This is a genomic window from Paenibacillus sp. FSL H7-0943, from assembly GCF_037963265.1.
Taxonomy (GTDB): Bacteria; Bacillota; Bacilli; order Paenibacillales; family Paenibacillaceae; genus Paenibacillus_AQ; species Paenibacillus_AQ odorifer.
In genome coordinates, this window is sequence record NZ_CP150148.1 from 6,838,261 (window position 1) to 6,862,781 (window position 24,521).

Genomic DNA, 24,521 nt, shown 5'->3' on the forward strand with positions numbered 1-24,521 from the left:
ACTACACAATCTCTTTATTAAAATGTCCTCTTGTGTCTGTTTCCTGATTAAAGACAGCATTATTCATAGAGCCATTTAATTTGCCTGACGCCATATTAATGACTTTCACAACCTGCTCTTTGGATTCAACTGTGAAGTTTAATCTGAGCGCCTCGATTCCTTTGATGTTTTGTAGCTCATCTAAAAGATTAAGCGTCTTCCCATTAAGGAGAGTCGTTGTACAATCATTATGGGAAATGATAGGGAACGTTCCGTGCTCATCTTTTAACTCATAGCTCTTCGTTTTGCAAATTCTGCATTGATTCATTTTTTTCATCGGACAATATTTTGTAAACATCAAAGGAACCTTGCCATATACAATCATTTCCAGTGCAGGATAGCCGTCATTTTCTTCATAATAGGCATTCCTTAAATCTTCAATTTGGCTCTTATTCAATTCATAAGATAAAGTGACTCGTTTTGCACCTAATTTATATAATTCATAGCAACTAGTAGCATTAACAACATTTATAGAATAGTCCGTAACAAACGGATTCGTTTCTCTGTAGTGATAAATTCCGCCGTATCCTCCGATTAGTAGCTGCCCTTCTTTTTCCTTATAACGATTCTGATTTCTTCTAACAACATTTTCATAATAGATTTCCTTAATTCCACAGCTCACGCAAGCATCATACTGCTCCTTAGTCGTTACAGAGGCCGTAAAGTATGGTTTTTCAGGGGCAAAGCTTATTTTTTCTTTTGCTTCCAAAGCCTTGGTTCTTTTCTTCTGGCTGTTAAGCTTTAAGTCATATAAGCCCAGTACAATATCTCTTCTTGCTGCATTTAACAGTTTAGCTGGAATAAAAGCATTGCATTCCTCAAAATCCACATGATTAAGTTCGAATATCGTATCATTTAATCTTGAAAATTGCTTGATTACCTGGTCTTTTGTTGTTGGATTATTAATGGCTTCGCCTAGTATTTCCTCGCTTTCATATGAATAATGACAGCCTAAGCCCTCCGCATCTATGACAAGCTTTGAATCTGGACGTGCATATACTCTAATATCGAGGTTAAACCGCTTAAATTCTTTTTCCAGTGATGATTCTAATTCTTTGTTATAGAAATAATCCTTCGTTTTATATACTAAATCTCCCGTAGACATCTTTTCTTTGATTTTGATATAGCAGACATCCTCTGCTTTGTTGATTAATTCGCCCTCTTTATCGTACAGTTTTGCAACCGTTAAATTAACATCTTCATTGTTGTGACTGATTCGAATGGTATCGTTCTGATTTAAAGGACGTGTAAGTGTTATTTCATACCTATCTTTAACAATCTTGCTGATTGTTCCAATTTCATAACCAAAGTGATTAGGTCTTAAAATGTTTGTAATATTTCTCCTATCTTCGTGAAACAAATATCCTTTAGTAAATGTTCGATTGAATGTTTTTTTTAGATTTTCTTTATCTTCTTCGGTTATTTTATGATCTAAGGCCATGCGATATTTGGATACAACATTAGCAACATACGTAGGCACTTTCATTCGGCCTTCTATTTTTAAAGAATCGATTTCTTTTAAATCCTCGATATAGTCGATTGTGTTTAAGTCCTTGGTAGATAGAATATGGTTTTTCCCTAAAGATGTACCTGTTGTCTTATCCATGAGTTCATACTCCTTACGGCATGAACCCACACATCTTCCGCGATTTGCGCTTCGATTACCCATTAATCCTGACATTAGACAGTTTCCCGAGTAAGATACACATAAAGCACCGTGAACGAAAATTTCTAAAGGTATCTCAGCTTTTCTTTTGATCTCTTTTACTTTTTCAATCTCAACCTCACGGGACAGAACAACTCTTTTGGCACCAAGTTCTTTTAATAATAAAGTTCCGTCTAAATCGTCTATTCCCATTTGAGTTGAACAATGTGCTTCCATATCAAGAAAGTTTTTAACGATATAATCGAACGCAGTCAGATCCTGGACGATAATGCCATCCACACCGATTTTATTTAATTCGTGGATCTGCTCTTTCATCTCTTCAACTTCGTTTTCAAAAACGATGGTATTCATTGCAACATAGAGTTTAACGTCCCTCAGGTGCGCATACGTAACAGCCTCTTTTAACGTTTCTAAATCAAAATTAGATGAGTATGCACGTGCACCAAATTTTTGCATTCCTAAGTATATTGCATCACAACCATTAGAAATTGCAGCTTTTAAAGCTTCCATATTTCCTGCTGGAGCTAGTAATTCAGTCATTTCTTCCTCCTTATGACCCAAAAATTAATAAAATTTGTAGTTACTTGTGATACGGTTCAGCGCTTTGTCTGTAACGGCAAGTTTGCATGCTAGTTTGTCCAAAGGTGTTCTTAAAAGTACATCGTCAGGACTGCATGTTATTGAAGAACAGTTAAAGGTCGTTTTCACGCTTTTGTTATTGCTTTTCTTAACAGCAGGTTTCCGCTTGCCGTACTGCGTCCTCTCTTCTTCTTAGTCCCCTGCTTCATCCCAGTTAAGATGGATAATACGATAATAACTACTATAAATCCGATAAATGACGACATGGCCGCTCCCGTTTAAATTAATAAGATTATTAGAAAATCAAATTTCAGACTATTACCATTAATCATAAAATAAGAACTATACTTAAGCTGCAGCAAAACGCACAAGCCAATGGCTTGTGCGCTTGTTTTAAATGACCTCATTTGCTCTGAGGGACGTATCTCATAATAATTCTTTAAGTACATTTTTCGCCACGCGTACGCGTATCTTCTCATCATTAGCGTCACGAAGCATACCTACAATATCCTGAATATCGCTCTCAGCTGAGATAACAATAAACTCTTCACTCCTCATGTATAGAGAATTATTTGGCTCCTGGAGCCAAAATTGAGCAGGAATTATGGGTGCCTATCATTGCCAAGTAGCAAACATTTAATTTTACATAAGTATGAGCGAGCATCTGGCGCATTGATTAGCAGCCTTAAAAGAGCCTCCACTAAAATCGAAGTGGAGGCTCTTTTTACATTTTTGTTATTTCAATTGTATTGGCTTTCAACCGTTATGCCGTGCAGTTCAAGTCATTTAAACTAATATTGAGTTCTGTTCTCCGCTTTACCACTACTTATGATACGGTTCACCGCGCTGTCTGTAACGGCAAGTTATAGGGCCATCCTTTGTGGGGATGACCCTTTATTAATCTAGATTTGTTCAGTTGTCATCTTCGTTAACGCCTACATTTCGCTCGCATAAGAGCGTTATTTTTTCTTCACCGGTATCCAGATTTCTCCTGAAACATTCCCATGCCGTGCCATTCCATAATACATTTCGAAACTAGGGCCCTCAACCTGTTCGTATTCAGATGTCGGAAACCACTCAGAATAGATTCGTTGCCATAGTTTTTGCATATCACATTGCGGCTCCGGGAAAATCGCCCACGTTAATGTTGGGACAGAAAGTTTTGTAAATCTCTCCGGAATTTCAAGACCCTTAGGTAAATGATAACAGACCATGTATTTGAAAGATTCTTTAGTGTGATCGTAAAGGGCGGCGTGTAACATGGTGTCACCAAAACGTCCCAGTAAGTCGTTCATAAGATCAACGCTGCCATCATCATCACATTTTATACGGAATTGAGGAACTTCAGAGAACGCTGTTTTCTGGTCTGCATTTATAAATCCATATACTCCAAACATCTCAAAAGAACCTCTTTGCTCAATACGGTAATTCATTTCGACATCCCCTTTTATTGAAATATGAAAGGACATTCGAGGATAGGCTTTTAGAGAAACACCTGTATCGCGCGCAGATGTCGGCATAATACCATGAAGATTCTTAAAGGCCCGTGCAAACGCCTCCGGCGAATCATATCCATATTTCATAGCTACATCAATAACCTTTGAGTCTGTTGTCTGCAGTTCGAATGCCGCCAATGTCAACCGTCGACGTCGAATGTACTCCGATAACGATACGCCAGTAATAAATGGAAACATTCTTTGAAAATGATAGGTAGAGCAACAGGCTCTCTGTGCTATTTCATCAAATGAAATAGTGTCCGCTAGATTTGTTTCGATATATTCCATGGCACTATTCATCCTGTCCAACCAATCCATCGTATTCCCTCCCTTCAAGGTAATTTTATCGGAAATAAAAAATGAATACCTTGCAATTTCTGCACGAAAAAGTCAGCAAAAAACTTGCCCCTACTTATGATACGGTTCCCCCCGATTGATCTTCACCGCGCGATACACCTGCTCCACCAGCACCAAGCGCATGAGCTGATGTGGCAGCGTCATGCGCCCGAAGCTCATGCGCTGCTGCGCGCGGCGCATGACCTCGTCGGAGAGCCCGTGGCTCCCTCCGATGACGAACACGACATGGCTCGTCCCGTAGGTGCCGAGCCGGTCAATTTCTGCGGCAAGCTCTTCCGAGCTCCACAGCTTGCCGTCGATCGCGAGCGCAATGACATGCGCCTCGCTCTTAATCTGCGCGAGGATGCGTTCGCCCTCGCGTCCCTTCACCTGCACGACCTCTGCTTCGCTTAGAGAATCGGGTGCTTTTTCATCTGCCACCTCAATGACCTGAAACTTCAGGTATGGTGTCAGCCGTTTTGCATACTCCGCGATGCCATCGATCAAGTACTTTTCCTTCAACTTTCCTACGCCAATAATTTGAATAAGCATAAGTGCCTCCTGTCATAATCCTCTATAGAAATAGCAAAAGGACGCGCACTGGGCGTCCCTTGTAGTTTTAGTAAGTACCTTCTGTTCTATCACATATTTGGTGGAAAAGAAACGACAATTAAAACGGCCTACTCTTGCGCAGTCCCTAAATGTCCTATTTTTCATGCAATCCCTGGATCTGATCCCACGTATTCCTAGATTGCCTGAATCTAGAATTTCATGTATTCCCCGTCCTCAGCAGGTTCAATCTACTTCTACTTACTCTCCCCCTGCTCCTCCATCACAAAATCCGGTTTCTCCCCAGCTTCATAAGCACTCAATATAGAGTCCAGCAAGCCTGGGAAACGTGCATTAAGATCCTCAGTCCGCAGGGACAACATGCGCTGTGTTCCTTGAACTCGTGTAAAAACAACCCCTGACTCGCGCAAAGTACGGGCATGGTGAGACATGGTGGATTTTGCGATAGGGACGTTGAAGCAGTTGCAAGCCTGTTCTCCATTTAAGTGAATATCCGATACGATATGTAAGCGAATCGGATCGCTGAGTGCATACAATACGGAGGCAAGCTGAATGTCCTTGCGGTCCGGATGAAATAGTATTTTCACGGATGATTATCCCCTTTTGTCGTACGATGAATGCGAAAAAAATATTGGTGTTCCTAATTGCATTTTATATCAACGCATGCTATATTTCAATTGTTCGTAAGGAATCGAACTATTAAACAATAATAAAAGGAGTGCTTCGCACATGACTTCTGTAAATAACCTCTCCGCGAATGCGGATCATGAAGCCTCCGTTCCGGAAGCGCCTCTTCCACGAGAAGGCCTGCTGACCCTGCTGTTCAGTGTCGCTGTGGTTCTCGTCATCATGAATACGGCTATGTTCAATCTGGCGCTGCCTGATGTGACCGAAGCCTTCGGGATTACGGCTGCGTCCGCTTCTTGGATTGTCACCGGGTATTCCATTATGTTCTCGATTGCCTCAATCACGTACAGCCGGCTTTCTGATTTTCTGCCGATTCGCCGTCTGTTGGTTATAGGCTTGTTGACGCTGGGCCTCGCGGCTGTTGCCGGCTTTTTCAGCACCAACTTTATCTTCCTGCTTATCGTTCGTATTCTCCAGGCCTCAGGCGCGGGCGCAGTAATGTCCTTGTCGCTTGTCCTATTTACCCGCTATATCCCGCAAGCCCGCCGCGGCAAAGCAATGGCGACAATTATGTCAGCCGTCTCGCTGGGTCTAGGGCTTGGGCCGGTCGCGGGCGGAGCCATCGTCGAATATCTCGGTTGGATTTGGTTATTCTCTGTAACGGCAGCTATTCTGCTTCTAGTGCCGCTGTTCCTTATTCTGCTGCCCAAAGAAGTACCCACCCGTGGCTCCTTTGATGTGCTTGGCGGGCTGTTCTTGGGCGTCGGCACGACCGGGCTGCTGCTGTTCCTGACCAGCGGGCTGTGGATTGCCTTGATCGCCGGAATTGTCGCCATTGCTTTATTTGTTGGCCGTATCCGCAGCACACCTGATCCATTCGTGATGCCGGAGCTTTTCCTTAACCGCTCATATCTCGTGTTGGCTCTGATCGGAGTTGCCTCCTACCTGTGCAGTTTTGCCACGTTATTCCTGCTGCCGCAGATTCTGACTCACCGTTTCGGCTTCAGCGCAAGCCATGCCGGGCTTGTGATCTTTCCGGGTTCGCTGCTCGCCATCTTTGTCTCCCGCTCCGTGGGGCGAATCATTGACCGTTATGGCAATGCGGGGATTTTACGTTTTGCACCATTGCTCGTATTGACCGCTACCATCCTATTCGCTTTCTTTGCTGGGCGGTCATGGATTTCCGTCATGTTCATCTATATGATTATGAGTCTGGCCTTCACGACACTGTCCAGTAGTGTATCCAATGAAATCTCTCGGATTCTGCCTTCTTCGCAAATCGGCTCTGGGATGGGCCTGTTCCAGCTGCTGCAATTCTTTAGCGGCGCCTTCAGCGTGGCTATGGCCGCAAGCGCTCTGGAATGGCAGCGCGGACTGCCGCTTTCTGCAGCCTACTCCAATATCTACTGGGGACTCTCTATTGCAGCATTGATCGCCATCATCTCAGCTATTCTCTATCGCCGAGGCAACCGAAGTAGCTCGCTGACCGACATAGTAGATGCAGCAGATGCATAAGACCTAATCGGCTAACACATATATTATTTCATGCAAAAAAACACCCTGCGGCCCATTTCCGGAACTGCAAGGTGTTTTTAATAAATTTTAACAGTCCTTTAGACCACTAAATATTCCGCATTCTTCTCACATTCCGCACATTTGGCCGGCGGGTCCCAGTCCGAGAACTCGGTCTCCTTCAAGTCCACAATATCAGGTGCATCCTCATACTCGTCCACAAATTTGTCGATGGCTAACTCTACATGTTCTTTACATACTACATACATTCAACCAAGCATCCCTTTCTGTGCCGCTGCGGCCTAATACTCCTTCTATTGTTCTACCATACTTCCCACGAAAATGGAACTCCTATCTATCCATTCCAGCAATCTGTTCATCCATTGTCTATATTCTTGCCCTACCGAAAAAAAAGATTCCTCCCACCCCAAACGGGCAAAAGGAATCTCTTCACTTATATCTCTCTAATTTCTATAAATGTTATCTGCAAACTCTCCATCCTACCCTAGAAACTCCACTGGACGATCCAGCTCATACAATCTGCGGTAACGAGGTTCTTTTTCCATCAGCTCTGCATGGGTTCCACGCATTTCTACCGAGCCATTTTCCATAAAAATCACTTCATCCATCTGCTCCGCACCAACCAAATGATGCGTTACCCAGATCAGAGATTTACCGTCCATAGCTTCAAACATCGTCTGCAAAAGATCACGCTCCGTGCTTGGGTCCAACCCTACGGTCGGTTCGTCAAGAATGACGACAGGTGTATTTTGCAGCAAAATACGAGCTAACGCTATCCGCTGGCGCTCTCCACCGGAGAAACGTTGCCCCGCTTCACGGACAAAGGTACTGTATCCATCTGGTAACGAGGAGATCAGCGTATCCATTTTGGCTAATGCGCCAGCTTCTTTAATCGCTTGTTCGGAAGCCTTCGGATCACCCATACGAATATTGTTCGCTACCGTAGTATCAAATAAGTGTGGGCTTTGATTTAGCACCGCTATAATAGAAGGAATATTATCGCCATAGGCAGCAGCCGCGATTCCATTAATCATAGCCGAACCTGCAGAAGGTTGGATAACCCCTTGAATAGCCTTTAACAACGTCGATTTCCCTGCCCCGCTACGGCCAATGATGGCAATTTTTTTACCTTGTGGGATGTCGAGGCTGAGATCACGAACCGACCAATTATCCTCTGATCCATAGCGGTAACCCACATTTTCGAGCTTGATATGAGCACTTTTTATGACCTGAGGTAGAACATCGACTACAGATGCCTGTTCGGAAACTATATTCTGCTCTTCTCCGACCACTCCAGACAACCGCTCCAGCGAGTTACGGTACTGCGGGATTTTCTCCACTGCTTCGGATACTGGCAAAAAAGCATCTGCTACAGGAAAAACAACCAAGACAAACGCCGCAATCAAAGTACCTGCAATAGCACCATCCGCATACTCTCCGGCGGCCCAATATAACATCGAAAGTACACCAACCCCAACGACTGCTTGCCCGATGAACGCACGTAGACGCGCCCAGCTGCGCAGCGCTGCATCAGTTTTGGCCACTTTTTTCTCATCTGCTTCATAGGTCTCCACGAACTGGCTTTGCCGTCCACTAATGACCCAATCGCCCATACCGAGAACGGCGTCCGTCAGCTTTTGATAGAGGCGATTACGCTCTACCTTCACTTCACGTTGACGTTTCTGGGTGAACAACAAAGATATAAGCGGCAATACCACGACCAGCACCAAAATATACAAAGCCATTAATAACGCAAAACCGATATCAAAGGTGCCCAACGCAATCACCGCAACCCCGTAGATCAATAAAGCAATAACACTTGGAAATACGGTTCTCAGATATACATTTTGCAAATATTCGATGTCATCAGCTAACATCCCGAGAATATCCCCAGTACGGAAACGCGACGACAGGAACAAGGCCTGTGGCTCCAAAATATTGTACAGGCGCACACGCATTTTAGAAAGAATCCGTAAAATGGTGTCATGCCCAATCAGCCGTTCTACGTAGTGAATGACTGCCCGGCTTGTTCCGAACGTACGTACACCAACAATCGGCACGTAGATCATCAGGATATTTTCGACCGGTGTAGACGCTTTTGAGATCAGAAATCCTGAAGTATACATCAATGAAGAGGCAGTAAAAATCGTCAACGCCCCAAGCACAATAATTAACACAAAACGCCAAAAATACGACGATACATAGGGAGCAAACCATCCTTCACGTTTCAATGGATTCCCTCCAATTGCGACCCAATCAACTCATAATACGCACCCTTGCGGGCAAGTAACTCCTGATGGGTACCGATTTCTGCCACTTGGCCTTGCTTCATTACTACAATAATGTCCATATCGAGCATCCAGTGCAGGCGATGGGTAGCCAGAAAGACCAGCTTTCCTTCAAAAAGGGGCACCATCGTCTCCTTCAGCTCATATTCCGTTTCAATATCCAGATGCGCCGTTGGCTCGTCTAGAAGCATAATCGGACGGCTGCTAAGCAGTGCCCGGGCTAATGCCACCCGTTGCTCCTGGCCACCGCTGAACGAACGGCCGCCGCCACCAATCATCTCATCTAAGCCATGCGGAAGAGTATCCACCAAACCCGATAAACCAGTAGCTTTCACTGCCGCGGCAACAGCCTCCATAGAAGCCTCAGGGTAATAAAAACGTATATTATCAGCTAACGTACCGCTAAAAATATACGGACGCTGCGGGATATACGAGGTCTGTTTTCGCCAAGCCTCATCCGTTAATGCACTAACCGTAGTACCGTTAACCGTGATACTTCCTGAAGTAGGGTGTAAGAAGCCCCCTAATATATCCACTAAAGTAGATTTACCGGCCCCGCTCTCTCCGATAATCCCAATTTTGCTAGCTCCTTTAAATTGCAGGTTCAGCGCTTCCAGCGAAGAAAGCCCTGCTTCCTCATACTTCACGCTAACGTCATTTAATGTGAGCACGCTATTCTCATGCCAAGTGAATATTTGTTCCGATGTTTTTGCTGCAGAACCGACAGATAGATCACCGTTAGGGACGATTACTTCAGCCTTCACCTCATCTTGATCTATAATGCTCTTCATTGCTTCAGCGGCTTCTTTCCCATCCAAAGTAGCATGGAAATCTGAACCTACCAATCTGACAGGCAGAAAATATTCCGGAGCCAAGATTAGAATCGTTAAGCCCGTAACCAATGTCATTTGTTCATTTACAAGCCGCAAACCAAGACTTACCGCTACAGAAGCTACAGACAGCATAGTGAAGAAATCCAGGGCGAACGATGACAAAAAGGCCACTCGTAGCGTACGCATGGTCGCCGAGCGATAACGATCGCTGACAGTAGCAATGCTGTCGCTATGACTACGACTGCGTCCTAGAAATTTTAATGTTTCTAGCCCACGTAATGAGTCTACGAAATGATTAGATAATGTGCGATACGATTTCAATTGCCGATCCATTTGCTTACGGGCCGTCATCCCAATCAAAATCATAAAAACAATAATAATCGGCATAGTTACCGTAAGAATAATCCCGCTCGTAGTGTCCATCGTAAAGACGTAAATAAGCACCAAGATCGGTGTAACAGACATCCCTACCATTCTAGGAATGATCGCTTCCAGATACGTGCGGAATTTAGTTACGCCTTCCAGCACCAGTGTAACAAGATCCCCGGTTCCACGCCCGCCCACCATTCTAGGGCCAAGCTGGAAGAGCTTGTCCATCATTTCCCTCCGCATAGTGCTGCCCGTTGCTTCCGCGAAGCGGTAAGAGACACGGCTCATCAGCATAGCACAAGCATGGCGCACAAGAAATGCAAGAAGGAACAATAGCGCAGTGCCCCATTGTTCCTTCAGAGGTTCTCCCGCAAATAGCGCAGAGATGACTTCTGCCAGCGATTTAGCCAGCAGAAGTATGGACAAGCTTTGCACCAGGGTAAGGAAGCCTACAATCAGAAAGACTGGCTTAACTCCTTTATACCCAAGCAAGTTTTTATCCATTAGTATTCAAGATGCTCCTTCTCGTGAACCCGTTTATGAAAGACAAAGTAACTCCAAATTTGATATCCCAATACGAACGGAAGGATAGTCAGTGCCACAATCGTCATTACCTTCAAAGAGTAATGGCCCGAAGCCGCATTAGTGATCGTCAAATTAAAAGCTTGATCAATTGAACTAATCATAACACGCGGGAACAATCCTACAAAGATAGAAGTTACCGAAAGCGCCATTACCGCTCCTGTCATTCCAAAAGCGTAGCCATCCTTCTTCTTCGTCATGAAGTAACCGGACAGTACAAAGGCGATAACTCCCAGGGCTACAATAATCATAAGAATCGTTCCACGTTGCTCGAAAATATCCGTCATATTATAAGTCATAATCACAAAAGCAGTAAATAAAACTGCGAGCGGGATTAGCAATTTTTGAGCCAACTTGCGAGCGCGAGCCTGTAGATCCCCCACTGTACGCAGTGTTGTGAACATGAGACCATGCACCAGGCACAGAAGGACAACAGTAAGCCCTGCTACTACAGTGTACACATTCACGATATCTGTGAACCCTGCATACATTTGCATCTCCCCATCAATAGGCAATCCTTTGATAAAGCTTGCAAATACTACTGCCAAGAGGAATGGTGGAAGGAAGCTGCCGATAAAGATACAAGCATCCCAAGTTCTTTTCCAAGCCAATGAATCACGTTTACCTCTGAATTCAAAAGCGACACCACGCGCTATCAAAGCTAATAAGGCAAATACAAAAGGAATATAGAATCCACTAAACAGCGTTGCATACCACTCCGGGAAAGCCGCAAACATTGCACCCGCAGCTGTGATAAGCCATACCTCATTCCCATCCCAGAAGGGTCCGATCGAGTTAATCAGAACACGGCGCTCTGTATCATTTTTAGCGAGAATTTGTGTTTCCATCCCTACGCCGAAATCGAAACCCTCCAGGAAGAAGAACCCTATAAACAGAACTGCAATCAGCACAAACCACAATTCATTAAGAGATATCATGGGAACCCTCCTCGTTATATGGATCATTCGAATCGCCGTGATCGTTATCCATTGCATAAGGACCTTTTTTAATCACTTTAATAAACAATCCGACCAACACTAATCCTAGAATTAAATAAATCGTTGTAAAAGAAATCACGGAGAACAGAACTTGACCACTTGTAATATTAGGCGACACACTGTCTTCCGTTGTCATCAGTCCGAATACCGTCCATGGCTGACGCCCGAATTCGGTCATAACCCAACCGGCTGTATTCGCAATCGGAGGAAGCAACAAGCCCCATAACATAAACCGCATAAACCAAGTGTTCGGACGGTCCATTTTTTTGCGCCACATTAAGTACATAGCGTACATTCCCAATACAATCATTAACGTTCCTGCTAGAACCATGATCCGGAAACTCCAGAATGTCGTACGTACAGGTGGAATATAGTCACCGGGGCCATAGGTTTGCTCATACTCCGCTTGCAGCTCAAGCATACCTTTAACTTCACCGGAAAATTTACTGTATGAAAGGAAACTCAGCATATAAGGAATTTGAAATTCTCCACTACTAATTTGATTTTTTGGATCAATGTTTGCCCATACGGTCCAAGGTGCTGGGTCACCACTCTTACCCCACAGTCCTTCGGAAGCTGCCATTTTCATTGGTTGAGTTTCAACCAAATATTGCGCTTGGGCGTGACCAGCAACAGCTACACCAATAGAAGAAATAATCCCTACGATGGCTGCAATCTGAAAAGACTTTTTAAAGAAAGAAACCTCTTGTTTCTTCAATATTTTATAAGCACTAATACCAGTTACAAGAAAAGCACCTGTTGCATAAGCAGCCAGTACGGTGTGTGGGAATTCAACCAGCAATTGTCCGTTCGTAATAAGCGCGAAGAAATCGTTCATTTCTGCACGTCCATTATTTATCGCAAAACCCACAGGATGCTGCATAAAAGAGTTAGCCGCTAGAATCCAGAATGCAGATAACATCGTACCGAATGCTACCAGCCAGATGGACAGTAAATGTACTCGCTTGGACACTTTATCCCAACCGAATATCCATATCCCAATAAAAGTAGACTCCAGAAAAAAGGCTGCCAATGCCTCAACTGCAAGTGGAGCCCCGAATACATCACCAACAAAACGTGAATAATCGGACCAGTTCATCCCGAACTGAAATTCCTGCAATATCCCTGTAACTACCCCTACTGCAAAATTGATGAGGAATAGCTTTCCCCAGAACTGCGCCATTTTTTTGTACTCTTCATTACCTTTTCTAACGTACATTGTCTCCATGATTGCAATCAAGAGCGCTAGTCCGATTGATACCGGTACAAAGAAATAGTGGAATATTGTCGTCGACGCAAATTGTATACGCGACAGCATTACTGTATCCATATTTGTCCCTTCCTTCTCCCCTTTTCGTTAATTATATTCTGTCAAAAATTTAAACTTCTTTTTGTGATAAATGTCACATAAAGATAGTCATTTAACGGTGAAATTCAAATGATTTGTGACAAAGATCACAATTTAGCATAAAGAAAGCAAAAAAAATAAGACGGTTTACCCGTCTTGAGTGGTTCGTCGTTCTATTAAATGCTTGACTCATTTAGGTATTGGTTAGATGGAAATACCCTTCTTCAGCGATTTGAGATCGCCATTCGAATTAAGCAATTGGGGTAGCATCTTCGTGCTGCGAACCATTGGAGAGTCACATAGACGGCAAGAAGGCGCATGTTCAAATGCGAAATTATCCCTCATCCATCCGTTGCATCCCTCATTGGTACATGCCCAAATTGCGGTATTTTCTTCCGGTATTTCTTCCAAAGGTTTCTTCCGGTAGTTCATTGCCGTTCCTCCCATCCTGTAAGTCAATAGTGAGTAACTAGATATAAAAAGACCGTCCCAACTTTCACAAGCTGGGACGGTTTCTTCTATTATTACAGTTTTACAACGTTTTCGGCTTGTGGTCCACGGTTGCCTTGAACAACGTTGAATTCAACGCGTTGGCCTTCGTCCAAAGTTTTGAAGCCGTCGCCAGTGATTGCGCTGAAGTGAACGAATACGTCGCTTCCGCCTTCAACTTCGATAAATCCGAATCCTTTTTCTGCGTTGAACCATTTAACTGTACCTGTTTGCATGTGTGTTACCTCCACAAATTTAAATTAATATGTTCTTTTTATCTTCAAACAAAGAAAAAATTCACACATTGAAAAAGGTTGTATTACCAAATATGACAGCCCTTTTCAATGCGAGAATTAGGGACTAAATGTATGATTGATATCATATTACCACACCTGATTAGCAAAGGCAAGCAAGCATCCGAATATATCCGTTTTTGCCCTAATAAGTATTACCTTCCAATGTAAGGGCTGCCACTTAGTGTTTATTCCCTAAATAGATCCTTTTTCTGGCATAATTATCATGGTTTTAGAAAAATAGCTTTCCCAAAAACGTTACTTTTATCCGCTTTTTCAAGAAGGTACCCCCTCGGAATCGAAGGGGTAGTCCGCTCTACTTGTCGTAACTGCTATATCATTATATACCGACTTCCAGCATATTATTCCTGTGGTTTTTCAAGAAGTTTAACTGTTGCCTGTTTGGCCTCGCCGTTTCGATAGTAAGTAATTTTCAGATCATCACCGATCTTCGTATGATTATATAAGTACTTGCGAAGAGAAAGGGTAGATATGATTGATTGATCATTAAATTTGGTAATGACATCATTGAATTGCAGTCCAGCTTCCTTCGCAGGGCCAACGGCTTCTAGAACAACTACTCCATCCTTAACACTGTTCGGCAGGTTCAATTCATTGCGTTGATCTTCTGCTAGTGGAACGTACGGATTGTTCAAATCAACTGAATATACACCCAAGTACGAACGGGCAATATGTCCTTTTTCAGCCAGCTCATTAGCGATATCTATCACATGATTCGCAGGAATTGCAAAACCCAGACCCTCTACACCCGTATCTGAAATCTTCATTGTGTTAATTCCAATGACCTTGCCATCCAGATCCACTAATGCGCCGCCACTGTTTCCTTCATTAATCGCCGCATCGGTCTGTATCACTTCTTGTTCCCAGTCATATACTCCATCCTGATTAAGGGATACGGGAACCATCCGTTCAGTATAGCTAACAATCCCCGAGGTCAATGTATCACCAAGTCCTAGCGGATTACCGATAGCAATGACCGTTTCACCTAGACGAAGCTTAGAGGAATCACCGAGCTGCGCGATGGTATCGATTCCTTTGGCATCAATAGAGAGTACCGCAATGTCGCTTACTTTATCCGTTCCAACGAGTGTTGCCTTACGAGTCTCTCCGTTCACTGTAACTACTTCGAGATTACCGGAGTCTTCAATGACATGATTATTGGTAATGATAAATGCTTTATTCCCTGTCTTTTTATAGATCACTCCTGAGCCTAGTGCAGACTCATCCAGAATGTTTAATTCTTCATTATCTTCTTTATGATTGATAATACTTACTACTGCAGGGCGAACCGTGGCAGCAGCTTGAATAATCCGGTCAAATGGATCACTACTGCTTGGGGCAACATTTCCAGTTGCTACAACCGGCTTCTGAGCAGTCTCATGACTCATCTGGCCTGTAAACATACTGAATAACAAAACTGCCACCACAGCGCTGACTAAGGAGCAAACGGCGGATATTTGCCAAGTAGATAAACCCTTACGCGATCTGCGTACAGAATGTCTACGATTAGCAAACGATCCCTTTGATGCTTCATCCCCTCTGGACCGCGAAACTTTAGTTGAATAGAAATCATCATCAAACAATCCCACCGAAAATCTCCCCCTTCTATTGCCAAGCGTTCACTGTTGGTAAGACCTGAACCTATAGCAACCACGTCCGAACCAAACCTCTGTAACCATTAGACTCCAAATATCACTAAAAAGTTTCACTTTATCCATTAACCCCACAAGAGTTTCGGTCAATCGTTAGATTATGATAATCTTTTAATATATCTTCTCTATTAGGAATATTTTGCAACTTAAAAGACTACAATAAAATAGAAGTGTCCCTAAAATTTTAGCATTGCTCATCACGCTTTTAATTGTATCACAGGCAACCTGCAATTCGGGATTTTCCTCAGCTAAAACACCTGCGAATTTTTTACAGTTTTCAGTTCTAATTACACTATATATTCACACTATTAAAGGAGGATTAATTATGAGTTCTTTTTCAACAAGTATGGATTTAGTCGAGTTTATCGGTAAGCTAGGTGACTTAAAGGATGAACACTACCACATGACCCTTGCCTTTAGCGCAATGATCGAATTGATGATTGAAAAAGGCCTAATCTCCCGTCAAGAATTAGATCGCAAGACCGCTGAACTTGATCAGCTTATGACTGGCTCAGCTTATCCCATGGCGTAGGTTGATCATAATACGTATCACACAGTCTGAACTCACTATCTTTGAAAAAACAGCCCCGATCCTCCATTGCGCCGCGTACTGACATTTTTGCCAAATCCATCATATTGTGATCCCGGCTTAAATGCGCCAAATAGGTCCGTTTAGTCCGCCCTGTAAGAATTTCGCTAAGCGCAGCTCCAGCTGCCTCATTGGAAAGGTGACCCATGTCGCCTAGGATGCGCCGTTTCGTATTCCACGGATAACGTCCCATTCTCAGCAATTCGATATCATGATTCGCCTCCAGCACCAATACATCTGCATCTGAAATTGCATCTCTTACCTTATCACTAACATAGCCCAGGTCTGTAGCTACACATAACTTCTCTTTTCCATCATAAAAATTGTAACCCACTGGCTCCGCTGCATCATGAGAAATCGCAAAGGATTCTACTCGCATACTGCCGAAATCCTTGTGCTGGCCAGACTCCATGATCATACGGTTATACTCCGGTATTTTACCAATTCCCTTCTCGATAGCTCCCCAGGTATTGGTGTTCGCATAAATCGGAAGATCGTATTTACGGGCCATGGCCCCGAGTCCCTTGATATGATCGGAATGTTCGTGTGTAACTAGAATCCCGTCTATATCATTACCCGTTAGTTCACGCATGGCCAACAGCTCATCGATCCGCTTGGCACTAAAACCTGCGTCAATCATAAGTGTTGTCTCCCCGTTTCGTACCACCGTTACATTGCCGGTAGAACCACTGGACAGTACTGTAAATGAAATCCCCATTTTCCTTACTCCTTCTACTCTGTTGTCTTAGGACTGATGATGTCCGCACTAATAGCATCCACATAATAGGCATTGCCGTTCTCCAGCATAAACCGCCACATCGGCGAAGCTACCTGACTTTCCGAGTTGAACAGCTCACCGTAATATCCCAGCTCAATCTCCTTCACTACGGAATCTGCCGGGAAATACTTCTCTATCAAACTACTAAGTGCTTGCGATGCTGGAAGCACCTTCTGTTCTTTATCGCTGCTGCTTGTCCCTATTTCAATCTTCGGCCAGCGGTAAGCTACGATTTTTTGATCACTGTTAATCAACTCTAGCCTAACACGGAACAACGACCACTGATTTTGAACCAGCGGATGAAGAACAAACTTTCCAACCTCACTTTCCTGTGAATCAAAGCGATAATTGGAAATGTCAGGAATCTTATCCTCAAGTGCCTTGCTAAGCTCTGAGAAGGAAGAATAGATCAGCTTGCTGTCTATAGGTACATCTAATTTAATTGGTGGTTCAGTCTGCTCTTCAGCAGAATAACGATAAGTAATGTTAGGAAGCTGCGGGGTAGAGGCCGGAATGGGACACAATACACGAATCCCTTTCTGCTCCATTACGGCTTGGGTCTCAGCAGACAGGGAAGTAAAATCAAGATTAGCACTAACCTGATCGCGCAAATCGACCCACAGCTGGTAACATAGCAGCAGATTCAGACCTAAAAAGGCGCAAATCAGTACATTTTTAGCTCTTCCCCAATCCATACCCGAACCTCCTAAATGTTATATGAACCACTTGCCCATTAATTCAAAGTAAGCACGCTGCCATCACTAAGTGTAACTTTCCAGACAGGTATCAGCTCCAGATGATCTTCCTTCACCTCAGGCACATAAGCAGGCGTTAAATCCTTCACTGCCGAAGTTTTACTGACCAGAGACAACCTATACTCCAGATCCGCACCTCCAGATAGCTCCACTACCTTTTTTACGGCCTTACTTTCATGTATATAGATTAGAGAACGTTCATAAGAGGATACTGTTCCCTGCTGCAGTTCCAGATTTATTACACCATACTGTAATGATGAATGGCTCATTATCGGATAGGAGCCGTACGGGTAGGAGCCATAATATTGTTGAAAAGAGACCTTTCTCTCCTGTCTGCCTTCCTCTGTAGCCTCCAAACGGTAAGTCCCATTCCATCCGCCATGCTGGTTCACAAATTCTACAGCTTCCAAAGCATCCTTGGCAGGGGTACTTTCTCCAGCTGGAAGAGCCGCAGGGTCGCTATAGCTCATCCAGTTCTTACCCTGGTCCACCTGAAGGCTTCGTTTGCTGTCCGTATAAATCTCCGAGCCGTTTTTCTCCCGGATATATCTAGTACTTCCAACATCGAAGAAAAGATTACTCTGCATTTGCTCTATGGTGTACATCCCGGAAGGCATGTCTACCTGAACCAGAGAAATCTTACTGTCTGGCACATAATAATCCCCGCTTACGGTCTTGTAAGGCGTCCAATTCTTACCGAAATCAACATGCTGCTGCACATCCTGAACCGTTAAATCCGCTTTTGCCGCTTCGTATATGATGTCGCCTCTCGTACTGAAGAAAATAGCATGGGCCTTGGAATCGTTCTTAATGTTATAGATCCAAATGCGATCGATGCTTTCTCCTTCAAAAAGGGAATCTGGCGATAACTGCATCACCCGCTGCAATAACGTTACCGGAATGCCCGCTCCGAACGAAAGCTCAATCCCAGGATTCTCATTGCGGATCTTATTCCAATCATAATCCTGTACCGAGTGCCGCTGAAAGCTTTCAAAGCCACGACCTTTTAAGCGATTCATGATCAAGCTATAGAACGTAGAGTCCGGATAAAAAAGCGTATGCTTGCCTTCCCCCATATGGATGATCATTTTGTCAGGGTATAACAGGTTCTCTACCTTCTCTTCCGGACCCATATTATCTGTCTTCACATACAGGTTCTCAGAAAGCACCGCAGAATCAGCACCAGGCAAGCGGTAGATCAAATAATAGCTTTCAACCAGGCTTCCGAGCACGAGCAAGGCTAGAATGCATGATTTGATTCGTTCCTTCACGCCTCACTCCCCCTTTGCTCGTTCAAAGGCAGGGTAAAGGTTACCTTTGAACCTTCATTTAGCTCGGATTGCAGGGAAATGGAGCCTCCATGTGCCTTCACAATTTCCCGGGCAATGGAAAGGCCAAGTCCAGTGCCTCCCATGTTCCGCGAACGTGCCTTATCCACGCGATAAAATCGTTCGAAGATCCGCTCGATATCTTTTTTCGGAATCCCTATCCCCGAATCACGTACAGAAATGGAGAGCATTCCATCCTCATTCTTCAACGCTTCCAATTCAATTGTACCGCCTTCTGGCGTATATTTTAGCGCATTGGAGACCAAATTCCCCAAGACCTGGTCGATTTGATCACGATCAAGCCACGCCGTAGTAACATCTTTGCGGACCCTTGTACTGATATCGATACGCTTTTGCCGAATTTGAAAAGAAAAACGATCCGCAACATCCTCCAGCATCTCGGTAATATCTGTCTGCTGAATTCGAAGAAGAGCTTCCTTGGAATCCAGACGGGAAAGATGCAGCAAATCCGTAACCAGACGAATCATCCGTTCCGTTTCGTTGCGAATCACCCCAACAAACCGAACCGCCAGCTGCGGATCTTCAAGTGCTCCATCATCCAGTGCTTCAACATAGCTTTTAATAGTGGTAAGTGGTGTTCTTAGCTCATGCGAAACGTTCGCCACGAACTCCCGGCGTGATTCCTCCAGATTCTCCTGTTCGGTGACATCCTGCAACACAGCAATTGTGCCGGCAATGCCACCCTCACGACGATGAATGGGAGTAAACGTCACTCTTACGATATTAGAATCTTCTCCACCCATATGGGTCAGATGAAGCATTGCAGATTGGGCATTGCCTTTAGCCAGAGATCCGCTTTGTTCGTAATCTAAGCCCAACAGTTTATCTAGAGGAGCGCCTTCCGGCAACGGACCTTCATTTCCGAGCATCAACGCTGCCCGCCGATTCATCAGAATCACTACTCCGTTCTCATCTGTAGCCACAACACCATCACTCATGTTCGTCAGAATAGAAGTAAGCTTCTCCTTCTCCTCTTCATTCTGCGAAAGTGCTTCCCGCAATCTACCGGTCATATAATTGAACGCCTGACTGAGTTGTCCAATTTCATCATTGCCTAATACAGGCATTTTACGATTGAATCGGCCTTCAGCGACAGCCGTAGCATGCCTCGTCATTTCCTTAATAGGCTGCGTAATGGTGTGCGCCAGAATGACGCATAAAACAACCGTTAACGCTAGAGCTAACAGCAAACCTGAGATAAATACACTATTGATCCGGCCCATCGTGGCGTATAGATCCTTCATGTCAGCAGCAATATAGATTGCGCCCACTACCTTGTCCCCCGAGAGCACAGGCTTAGCCACAACCTTTTTCCGCACATTATCATCCGCAATAATATATTCCTCGTTATCACTGATGCCCTGCAAGGCCCGATTCACAACTGTCTGGGTGTTACGCTGCCCGACATAGTCATTCTGCGAGGGAACAGAAGTGGTGATGATTTTGCCGCTGGCATCCAGTACCTGAATTTCAGCCCCGTTAATGTACAGATTATTGACCATCCCGCGCAGACTTTCCACAGCCGTTTCCTCATCAGCCGTTCCAGCCTCACTACCAAATTTATCAGCAGTCAGGATGGACAACATCTCAGCACGTGCTTTAAGGTCCTTGGTGAAATTATCTGTTAACGAGTTCTTCATCGAGCTGACAAAATAAACCCCGATCAACTGCATAGCTATCAGAATCAGCAACACGTAAATAATAATAAGTTTTGCCTGAATTGTCCGGATAAAGGACCGCCACTTCATCACAGTCCTCCATTTTTAGGGCTATGCATCAAATAGCCAAGTCCACGCCGAGTATAAATATATTCGGGCTTGCTGGGGTTCTCCTCAATTTTCTCTCTTAGACGACGGATCGTCACGTCAACGGTCCGCACATCACCGAAATACTCAAATCCCCACACTGCCTGCAGCAAATGCTCCCGAGTCATCACCTTACCGGCATGTTTGATCATATAGTAGAGCAGCTCATATTCACGATGGGTCAAGTCAAGTGGCTCCCCGCCCTTATAGACCATATACATATCTGTATCTATAAACAGATCAAAATGATAAATGCCCTGCTTATTCTCTGCTGGTTCACTCGCCATCCCCTGTGGTGACGGTTTATGCTGTCTCCGCATCTGGGCTTTAACTCGGGCCAGCAATTCACGTGTACTAAAAGGTTTGGTCACATAGTCATCAGCACCAAGCTCCAGGCCAAGTACCTTATCAATCTCTCCGTCCTTGGCTGTAAGCATAATGATAGGAATGTCCAAGTGCGCAGAACGCACCTCGCGGCAGACGTCCATGCCATCTTTGCCGGGCAGCATAAGATCAAGCAGCATAAGATCGGGCCTTTTGGACAATGCCAGCTCCACTGCGCTGTTACCATCAAAAGCACAAATAACCTCGTAGCCTTCTTTTTCTAAATTAAATTTCAATATATCAGCAATAGGCTGTTCATCATCTACTACCAGAATCGTTCCCATCTGCATGTCCCAGCTTCACCTTCCTATCCTTACTTAATGATCATTCCTTTATTTTAACATACCTGTCTAACCGTCACATCCTACGAAATAAGCAATCCCCCTGCCCAGCAAAAAGAACCGGCTTTGCCGTCACTCGTAGATTAAAAAAAATAAAAACCGCCCGATTAAAATCGAGCAGTTAAAGGATTAAGTATGAATTATTGCAAATACTTCATTGGATTTACAGCAGTGCCATTCTTCCGAATCTCAAAATGCAGATGTGTACCCGTCGAACGTCCGGTGCTGCCCATTACGCCAATCTTGCCACCCTGCTCCAAACGTTGGCCTGTAGAAACCGAGATACTTTTTAAATGACCATAATAGGTTTGATATCCGTTGCGATGGTCCACAATAACTACATTCCCGTATCCACTCTGCACCCCTGCAAAGATTACGGTCCCAGCATCAGAAGCTTTTATATTCCGATTGCTAGATACCATATCAATACCCTTATGGGCACGGCTCCAACGCTCACCGAAGCTACTTGTCAGGGTTGCCCCGCTTACCGGCCAACTGAACATGCCTGTTCCTTCACCAACAACCTTCGTTCCCCGATAAACAACTTCTGGCAGCGAGGCTTTTATAACGGTCTGGCCTAACCATTCTTCTTGAACAACCATGCCATTTTCCTTTGTTACCCGATACTCCATTTCTTTAAGTCCAGTTTGTCCTGGACGAACCACTTTGCTTTTGCCTGCCGCTAGCTGATCGCTCGAACGCACAACCACTTCCGGCTCAGTCACTATCTGCTCAGTCACTTTTTCCACAGTTACTACTGTAACATCTGGTTGGGGTACCTTCAGCTTTAGTGTATCTCCAATCTTCAACGTCAGCTCTTTCACGTTAGGGTTGTTACTATAAATCTCTTTTTGGGTGATTTCAAACCGTTTGGCAATCCCCGAAATCGTATCACCCTCTTGAACGGTATAAAGAAGAGGCGCCTCTTTACCTTCAGTAAGTGTCTGGACCGCTGCCTCCACATCCAACACTTTATTAGGATCTGCTTTGATAGGAACGATAGAAATATCTTCACTAATCTCTACCGACTCTACTTGCTCTGGAGCCTTCGATTTTGCAGCAGATGAGCTGGAAGCAGCTGTTCTCGTTAGCTTACTAGCCGTCGTTGCTACTTCTGCTTGTGGGACATAATGATTTTTTACCCCTTCGAGCACAGCATTAGCAGTTTCCTGATCCTTAACTATGCCAACGGCCTTGCCATCTACCATCAATTGCACGCCTACCGCATAAGCTTTCAGCATTCCATCTAGTTTAGTAAGTGTCGCCTCACTATCAACTTCTGGCTTGTATGCCTTCTGCTCTTCTATTGTTATGCCCTCTGTTTGCAGCACCATGGTTGAATTCGGATATTTCTCCTGATATTCTCGTTGTTTCTTATCGTATAGCTGGTTAAGCTGCGTCTGATCGGTAAGTCTTCCGACTTCTTCGCCCTTCACCAACACTTGATAATAGGTAACCGTGTTAGCGGCTACATACTTTTTCTCTGCTCCAACCAACACCGTAGCTAGAAGCACAAGGCCGACAGATCCCAAAATCCAAGCACGCCGAAATCTGCGAGTACCTTTCTCTTGTTGAAAGTGTTTGGAGTCGTGATCGAAATTGTGGCTCTGTTGAACATTCGCCTCGGATTCTGCTGGATGTCCATCCTGCAGCTTGCTCATCCGACGCATGAACTTAAATCCCTTCATGAAACTCTCCCTTTCAGTCCGCTTTTACTTCCGACAAAAGCGGCCAAGCTAATTGTACGACCTCGATTATATAGATTACGTCCATGTAAATTTCTGCGTATACTAGTGCTTAATTCCTGCTTCTAATGAACCTATAAAAAGGCTGTTAAGGAGGTTACAAAAATTTAACCTCTTGAGGTCCTTGTTTACTGTACCATAGCTTAGAGAAAAATTTCAACTTTAGACATGATAAAAAACCCGCCAAATACGCGGGTTTTTTGCGCAAATATGAAATTTTAACCTTTTTCTTGTGTCTATAAAGTGACAATTATAAAAGCTATTGCGTAGATTCTGTAGTTGGTGTAAGCATTTTCATTATGCTCTCATATTCGTCTGCATCAACATATTTTGCAATTACCTGTTGCAGCTCTTTAACCTCATCTTCTGTTAATCCATCCTCCATCGCTGTTGAAATTTTTGCCATCTCATCCTGGGGTAGTTTGGACATCAAAATATTGAATATATTTACCTTCTCTTCCGATGGAAGATTATCTTTGAAGTCACTGAGTGCCTCAGGTGTCATTACTAATTGTTGGTCACCAACACTTCCACTTCCGTTATCAGCTGAACTTTCGGTTGTAAGTTGCCCCATAACTGGTAAGGCATCAGTCGGAGTATTATCATCTACGGGCTCGCCCTTGCCTTTAGCTGGCGAATCCGTGCTTTTTTCGGTCTCCTTGCTAACTGTACTCCCTGTGGTTACTTCTTTATTGGCTGTATCCGAGTCAGATTTGTTATCCATGCCAATGATGCTCCGAATCATTCCTCCAAATCCCGGACCGGGAGTATTCACTTTAATATCGAAGCTAGCCAGTACCGACTGAATATAAGCATTTACAACCACGCCCGTTGTTAGAATTGAAAGAGTGCTGGCAAGTACCACAATCAGACATACGCTAAGTGCACGCTTCACGATCTTCATCTTCATTTCTCCTCTCACCTATGTTCAAGTCTATCTGGTAGATCATGTACATGTTCTTCTATACATCCAGTATTGACTAGAACCGGCCTTGGGAAACGTCTAGGTATAAATCTAGGCCCCAAAAGAGAGAGATATAGTCCTCAGAACAAAAA

22 protein-coding genes are annotated in these 24,521 nt (G+C 44.2%); 2 read left to right on the forward strand and 20 right to left on the reverse strand.

What is annotated here, in order from left to right:
* Position 1: 1 nt before the first annotated feature.
* From NSQ55_RS29940 to NSQ55_RS29960, 5 genes are all read right to left on the reverse strand, one after another.
* A complete protein-coding gene (locus tag NSQ55_RS29940; RefSeq protein WP_339170592.1) occupies positions 2-2,245 on the reverse strand; it encodes a DUF3656 domain-containing protein in 2,244 nt (747 codons plus the stop codon).
* Between the two features lie 164 nt (positions 2,246-2,409).
* A complete protein-coding gene (locus tag NSQ55_RS29945; RefSeq protein ID WP_339170595.1) occupies positions 2,410-2,550 on the reverse strand; it encodes a hypothetical protein in 141 nt (46 codons plus the stop codon).
* Between the two features lie 693 nt (positions 2,551-3,243).
* Positions 3,244-4,098, reverse strand: coding sequence for an AraC family transcriptional regulator (locus NSQ55_RS29950; protein ID WP_094869785.1), 855 nt, complete (start codon positions 4,096-4,098; stop codon positions 3,244-3,246).
* A gap of 90 nt (positions 4,099-4,188) precedes the next feature.
* Positions 4,189-4,668, reverse strand: coding sequence for a 23S rRNA (pseudouridine(1915)-N(3))-methyltransferase RlmH (gene rlmH / locus NSQ55_RS29955; RefSeq protein ID WP_036677839.1), 480 nt, complete (start codon positions 4,666-4,668; stop codon positions 4,189-4,191).
* A 254-nt stretch (positions 4,669-4,922) separates the two neighbouring features.
* On the reverse strand, positions 4,923-5,273 hold the full coding sequence (locus NSQ55_RS29960; protein WP_076181727.1) for a helix-turn-helix transcriptional regulator: 351 nt from the start codon (positions 5,271-5,273) through the stop codon (positions 4,923-4,925).
* A gap of 142 nt (positions 5,274-5,415) precedes the next feature.
* Here NSQ55_RS29960 and NSQ55_RS29965 point away from each other — a divergent pair, with 142 nt between their 5' ends.
* Positions 5,416-6,828, forward strand: a complete 1,413-nt coding sequence (locus tag NSQ55_RS29965) for an MFS transporter (protein WP_339170601.1) — start codon at positions 5,416-5,418, stop codon at positions 6,826-6,828.
* Positions 6,829-6,926: 98 nt separating this feature from the next.
* Here the strand turns inward: NSQ55_RS29965 and NSQ55_RS29970 are convergent, their stop codons facing one another.
* The 8 genes from NSQ55_RS29970 to NSQ55_RS30005 all read right to left on the reverse strand — a co-directional run bounded on the left by NSQ55_RS29970 (position 6,927) and on the right by NSQ55_RS30005 (position 15,656).
* On the reverse strand, positions 6,927-7,094 hold the full coding sequence (locus NSQ55_RS29970) for a CxxH/CxxC protein (protein WP_063829780.1): 168 nt from the start codon (positions 7,092-7,094) through the stop codon (positions 6,927-6,929).
* A gap of 231 nt (positions 7,095-7,325) precedes the next feature.
* Positions 7,326-9,077 carry a thiol reductant ABC exporter subunit CydC gene (gene cydC, locus NSQ55_RS29975; protein WP_339170607.1) on the reverse strand — a complete coding sequence of 584 codons (1,752 nt, stop codon included), beginning with the start codon at positions 9,075-9,077 and terminating at the stop codon, positions 7,326-7,328.
* On the reverse strand, positions 9,074-10,840 hold the full coding sequence (gene cydD / locus NSQ55_RS29980; protein WP_076282217.1) for a thiol reductant ABC exporter subunit CydD: 1,767 nt from the start codon (positions 10,838-10,840) through the stop codon (positions 9,074-9,076). Before cydD ends, cydC begins: the two co-directional genes overlap by 4 nt.
* The gene (cydB, locus tag NSQ55_RS29985; protein WP_076278208.1) at positions 10,840-11,856 is read right to left on the reverse strand and encodes a cytochrome d ubiquinol oxidase subunit II; all 1,017 of its coding nucleotides are present in this window, start codon (positions 11,854-11,856) and stop codon (positions 10,840-10,842) included. The genes cydD and cydB overlap by 1 nt, the downstream gene beginning before the upstream one ends.
* A complete protein-coding gene (locus NSQ55_RS29990; protein ID WP_339170612.1) occupies positions 11,843-13,246 on the reverse strand; it encodes a cytochrome ubiquinol oxidase subunit I in 1,404 nt (467 codons plus the stop codon). Before NSQ55_RS29990 ends, cydB begins: the two co-directional genes overlap by 14 nt.
* Before the next feature lie 222 nt (positions 13,247-13,468).
* Complete coding sequence (locus NSQ55_RS29995; RefSeq protein WP_036677829.1) at positions 13,469-13,696, reverse strand: cold-shock protein; 228 nt, start codon at positions 13,694-13,696, stop codon at positions 13,469-13,471.
* A gap of 92 nt (positions 13,697-13,788) precedes the next feature.
* Entirely contained in the window at positions 13,789-13,989 is a 201-nt protein-coding gene (locus NSQ55_RS30000; protein ID WP_019914582.1) for a cold-shock protein, read from the reverse strand.
* Between the two features lie 419 nt (positions 13,990-14,408).
* Complete coding sequence (locus tag NSQ55_RS30005) at positions 14,409-15,656, reverse strand: trypsin-like peptidase domain-containing protein (RefSeq protein ID WP_076124305.1); 1,248 nt, start codon at positions 15,654-15,656, stop codon at positions 14,409-14,411.
* Between the two features lie 388 nt (positions 15,657-16,044).
* Between NSQ55_RS30005 and NSQ55_RS30010 the strand changes: the two genes are divergently transcribed.
* The gene (locus NSQ55_RS30010; protein ID WP_036677826.1) at positions 16,045-16,251 is read left to right on the forward strand and encodes a hypothetical protein; all 207 of its coding nucleotides are present in this window, start codon (positions 16,045-16,047) and stop codon (positions 16,249-16,251) included.
* Here NSQ55_RS30010 and NSQ55_RS30015 read toward each other — a convergent pair.
* The 7 genes from NSQ55_RS30015 to NSQ55_RS30045 all read right to left on the reverse strand — a co-directional run bounded on the left by NSQ55_RS30015 (position 16,220) and on the right by NSQ55_RS30045 (position 24,369).
* The gene (locus NSQ55_RS30015; RefSeq protein WP_036677825.1) at positions 16,220-17,026 is read right to left on the reverse strand and encodes an MBL fold metallo-hydrolase; all 807 of its coding nucleotides are present in this window, start codon (positions 17,024-17,026) and stop codon (positions 16,220-16,222) included. The two genes, NSQ55_RS30010 and NSQ55_RS30015, sit on opposite strands and share 32 nt — an antisense overlap.
* A gap of 14 nt (positions 17,027-17,040) precedes the next feature.
* Positions 17,041-17,781: a two-component system regulatory protein YycI gene (gene yycI, locus NSQ55_RS30020; RefSeq protein ID WP_036677823.1), complete on the reverse strand. Its 741-nt coding sequence runs from the start codon at positions 17,779-17,781 to the stop codon at positions 17,041-17,043.
* A gap of 38 nt (positions 17,782-17,819) precedes the next feature.
* Positions 17,820-19,112, reverse strand: a complete 1,293-nt coding sequence (gene yycH / locus NSQ55_RS30025) for a two-component system activity regulator YycH (protein WP_339170632.1) — start codon at positions 19,110-19,112, stop codon at positions 17,820-17,822.
* Positions 19,109-20,938, reverse strand: a complete 1,830-nt coding sequence (walK, locus tag NSQ55_RS30030; protein WP_036677817.1) for a cell wall metabolism sensor histidine kinase WalK — start codon at positions 20,936-20,938, stop codon at positions 19,109-19,111. Before walK ends, yycH begins: the two co-directional genes overlap by 4 nt.
* Positions 20,938-21,669 carry a response regulator YycF gene (gene yycF, locus NSQ55_RS30035; RefSeq protein WP_076124308.1) on the reverse strand — a complete coding sequence of 244 codons (732 nt, stop codon included), beginning with the start codon at positions 21,667-21,669 and terminating at the stop codon, positions 20,938-20,940. The genes walK and yycF overlap by 1 nt, the downstream gene beginning before the upstream one ends.
* 191 nt (positions 21,670-21,860) lie before the next feature.
* On the reverse strand, positions 21,861-23,408 hold the full coding sequence (locus NSQ55_RS30040; protein WP_339170635.1) for a M23 family metallopeptidase: 1,548 nt from the start codon (positions 23,406-23,408) through the stop codon (positions 21,861-21,863).
* Positions 23,409-23,724: 316 nt separating this feature from the next.
* Positions 23,725-24,369, reverse strand: coding sequence for a hypothetical protein (locus NSQ55_RS30045; RefSeq protein ID WP_339170636.1), 645 nt, complete (start codon positions 24,367-24,369; stop codon positions 23,725-23,727).
* Positions 24,370-24,521 lie beyond the last annotated feature (152 nt).

What these genes read in the sequence shown, in the direction of transcription:
- NSQ55_RS30040 (WP_339170635.1), bottom strand. Translation starts at nt 23,408, where the DNA reads ATGAAGGGATTTAAGTTCATGCGTCGGATGAGCAAGCTGCAGGATGGA.
- NSQ55_RS30000 (WP_019914582.1), bottom strand. Translation starts at nt 13,989, where the DNA reads ATGCAAACAGGTACAGTTAAATGGTTCAACGCAGAAAAAGGATTCGGA.
- NSQ55_RS29970 (WP_063829780.1), bottom strand. Translation starts at nt 7,094, where the DNA reads ATGTATGTAGTATGTAAAGAACATGTAGAGTTAGCCATCGACAAATTT.
- NSQ55_RS30010 (WP_036677826.1), top strand. Translation starts at nt 16,045, where the DNA reads ATGAGTTCTTTTTCAACAAGTATGGATTTAGTCGAGTTTATCGGTAAG.
- NSQ55_RS29945 (WP_339170595.1), bottom strand. Translation starts at nt 2,550, where the DNA reads ATGTCGTCATTTATCGGATTTATAGTAGTTATTATCGTATTATCCATC.
- NSQ55_RS29995 (WP_036677829.1), bottom strand. Translation starts at nt 13,696, where the DNA reads ATGAACTACCGGAAGAAACCTTTGGAAGAAATACCGGAAGAAAATACC.
- yycF (WP_076124308.1), bottom strand. Translation starts at nt 21,669, where the DNA reads ATGCAGATGGGAACGATTCTGGTAGTAGATGATGAACAGCCTATTGCT.
- walK (WP_036677817.1), bottom strand. Translation starts at nt 20,938, where the DNA reads ATGAAGTGGCGGTCCTTTATCCGGACAATTCAGGCAAAACTTATTATT.
- cydD (WP_076282217.1), bottom strand. Translation starts at nt 10,840, where the DNA reads ATGGATAAAAACTTGCTTGGGTATAAAGGAGTTAAGCCAGTCTTTCTG.
- yycI (WP_036677823.1), bottom strand. Translation starts at nt 17,781, where the DNA reads ATGGATTGGGGAAGAGCTAAAAATGTACTGATTTGCGCCTTTTTAGGT.
- NSQ55_RS29990 (WP_339170612.1), bottom strand. Translation starts at nt 13,246, where the DNA reads ATGGATACAGTAATGCTGTCGCGTATACAATTTGCGTCGACGACAATA.
- NSQ55_RS29950 (WP_094869785.1), bottom strand. Translation starts at nt 4,098, where the DNA reads ATGGATTGGTTGGACAGGATGAATAGTGCCATGGAATATATCGAAACA.
- NSQ55_RS30045 (WP_339170636.1), bottom strand. Translation starts at nt 24,369, where the DNA reads ATGAAGATCGTGAAGCGTGCACTTAGCGTATGTCTGATTGTGGTACTT.
- NSQ55_RS29940 (WP_339170592.1), bottom strand. Translation starts at nt 2,245, where the DNA reads ATGACTGAATTACTAGCTCCAGCAGGAAATATGGAAGCTTTAAAAGCT.
- NSQ55_RS29965 (WP_339170601.1), top strand. Translation starts at nt 5,416, where the DNA reads ATGACTTCTGTAAATAACCTCTCCGCGAATGCGGATCATGAAGCCTCC.
- rlmH (WP_036677839.1), bottom strand. Translation starts at nt 4,668, where the DNA reads ATGCTTATTCAAATTATTGGCGTAGGAAAGTTGAAGGAAAAGTACTTG.
- NSQ55_RS30015 (WP_036677825.1), bottom strand. Translation starts at nt 17,026, where the DNA reads ATGGGGATTTCATTTACAGTACTGTCCAGTGGTTCTACCGGCAATGTA.
- cydB (WP_076278208.1), bottom strand. Translation starts at nt 11,856, where the DNA reads ATGATATCTCTTAATGAATTGTGGTTTGTGCTGATTGCAGTTCTGTTT.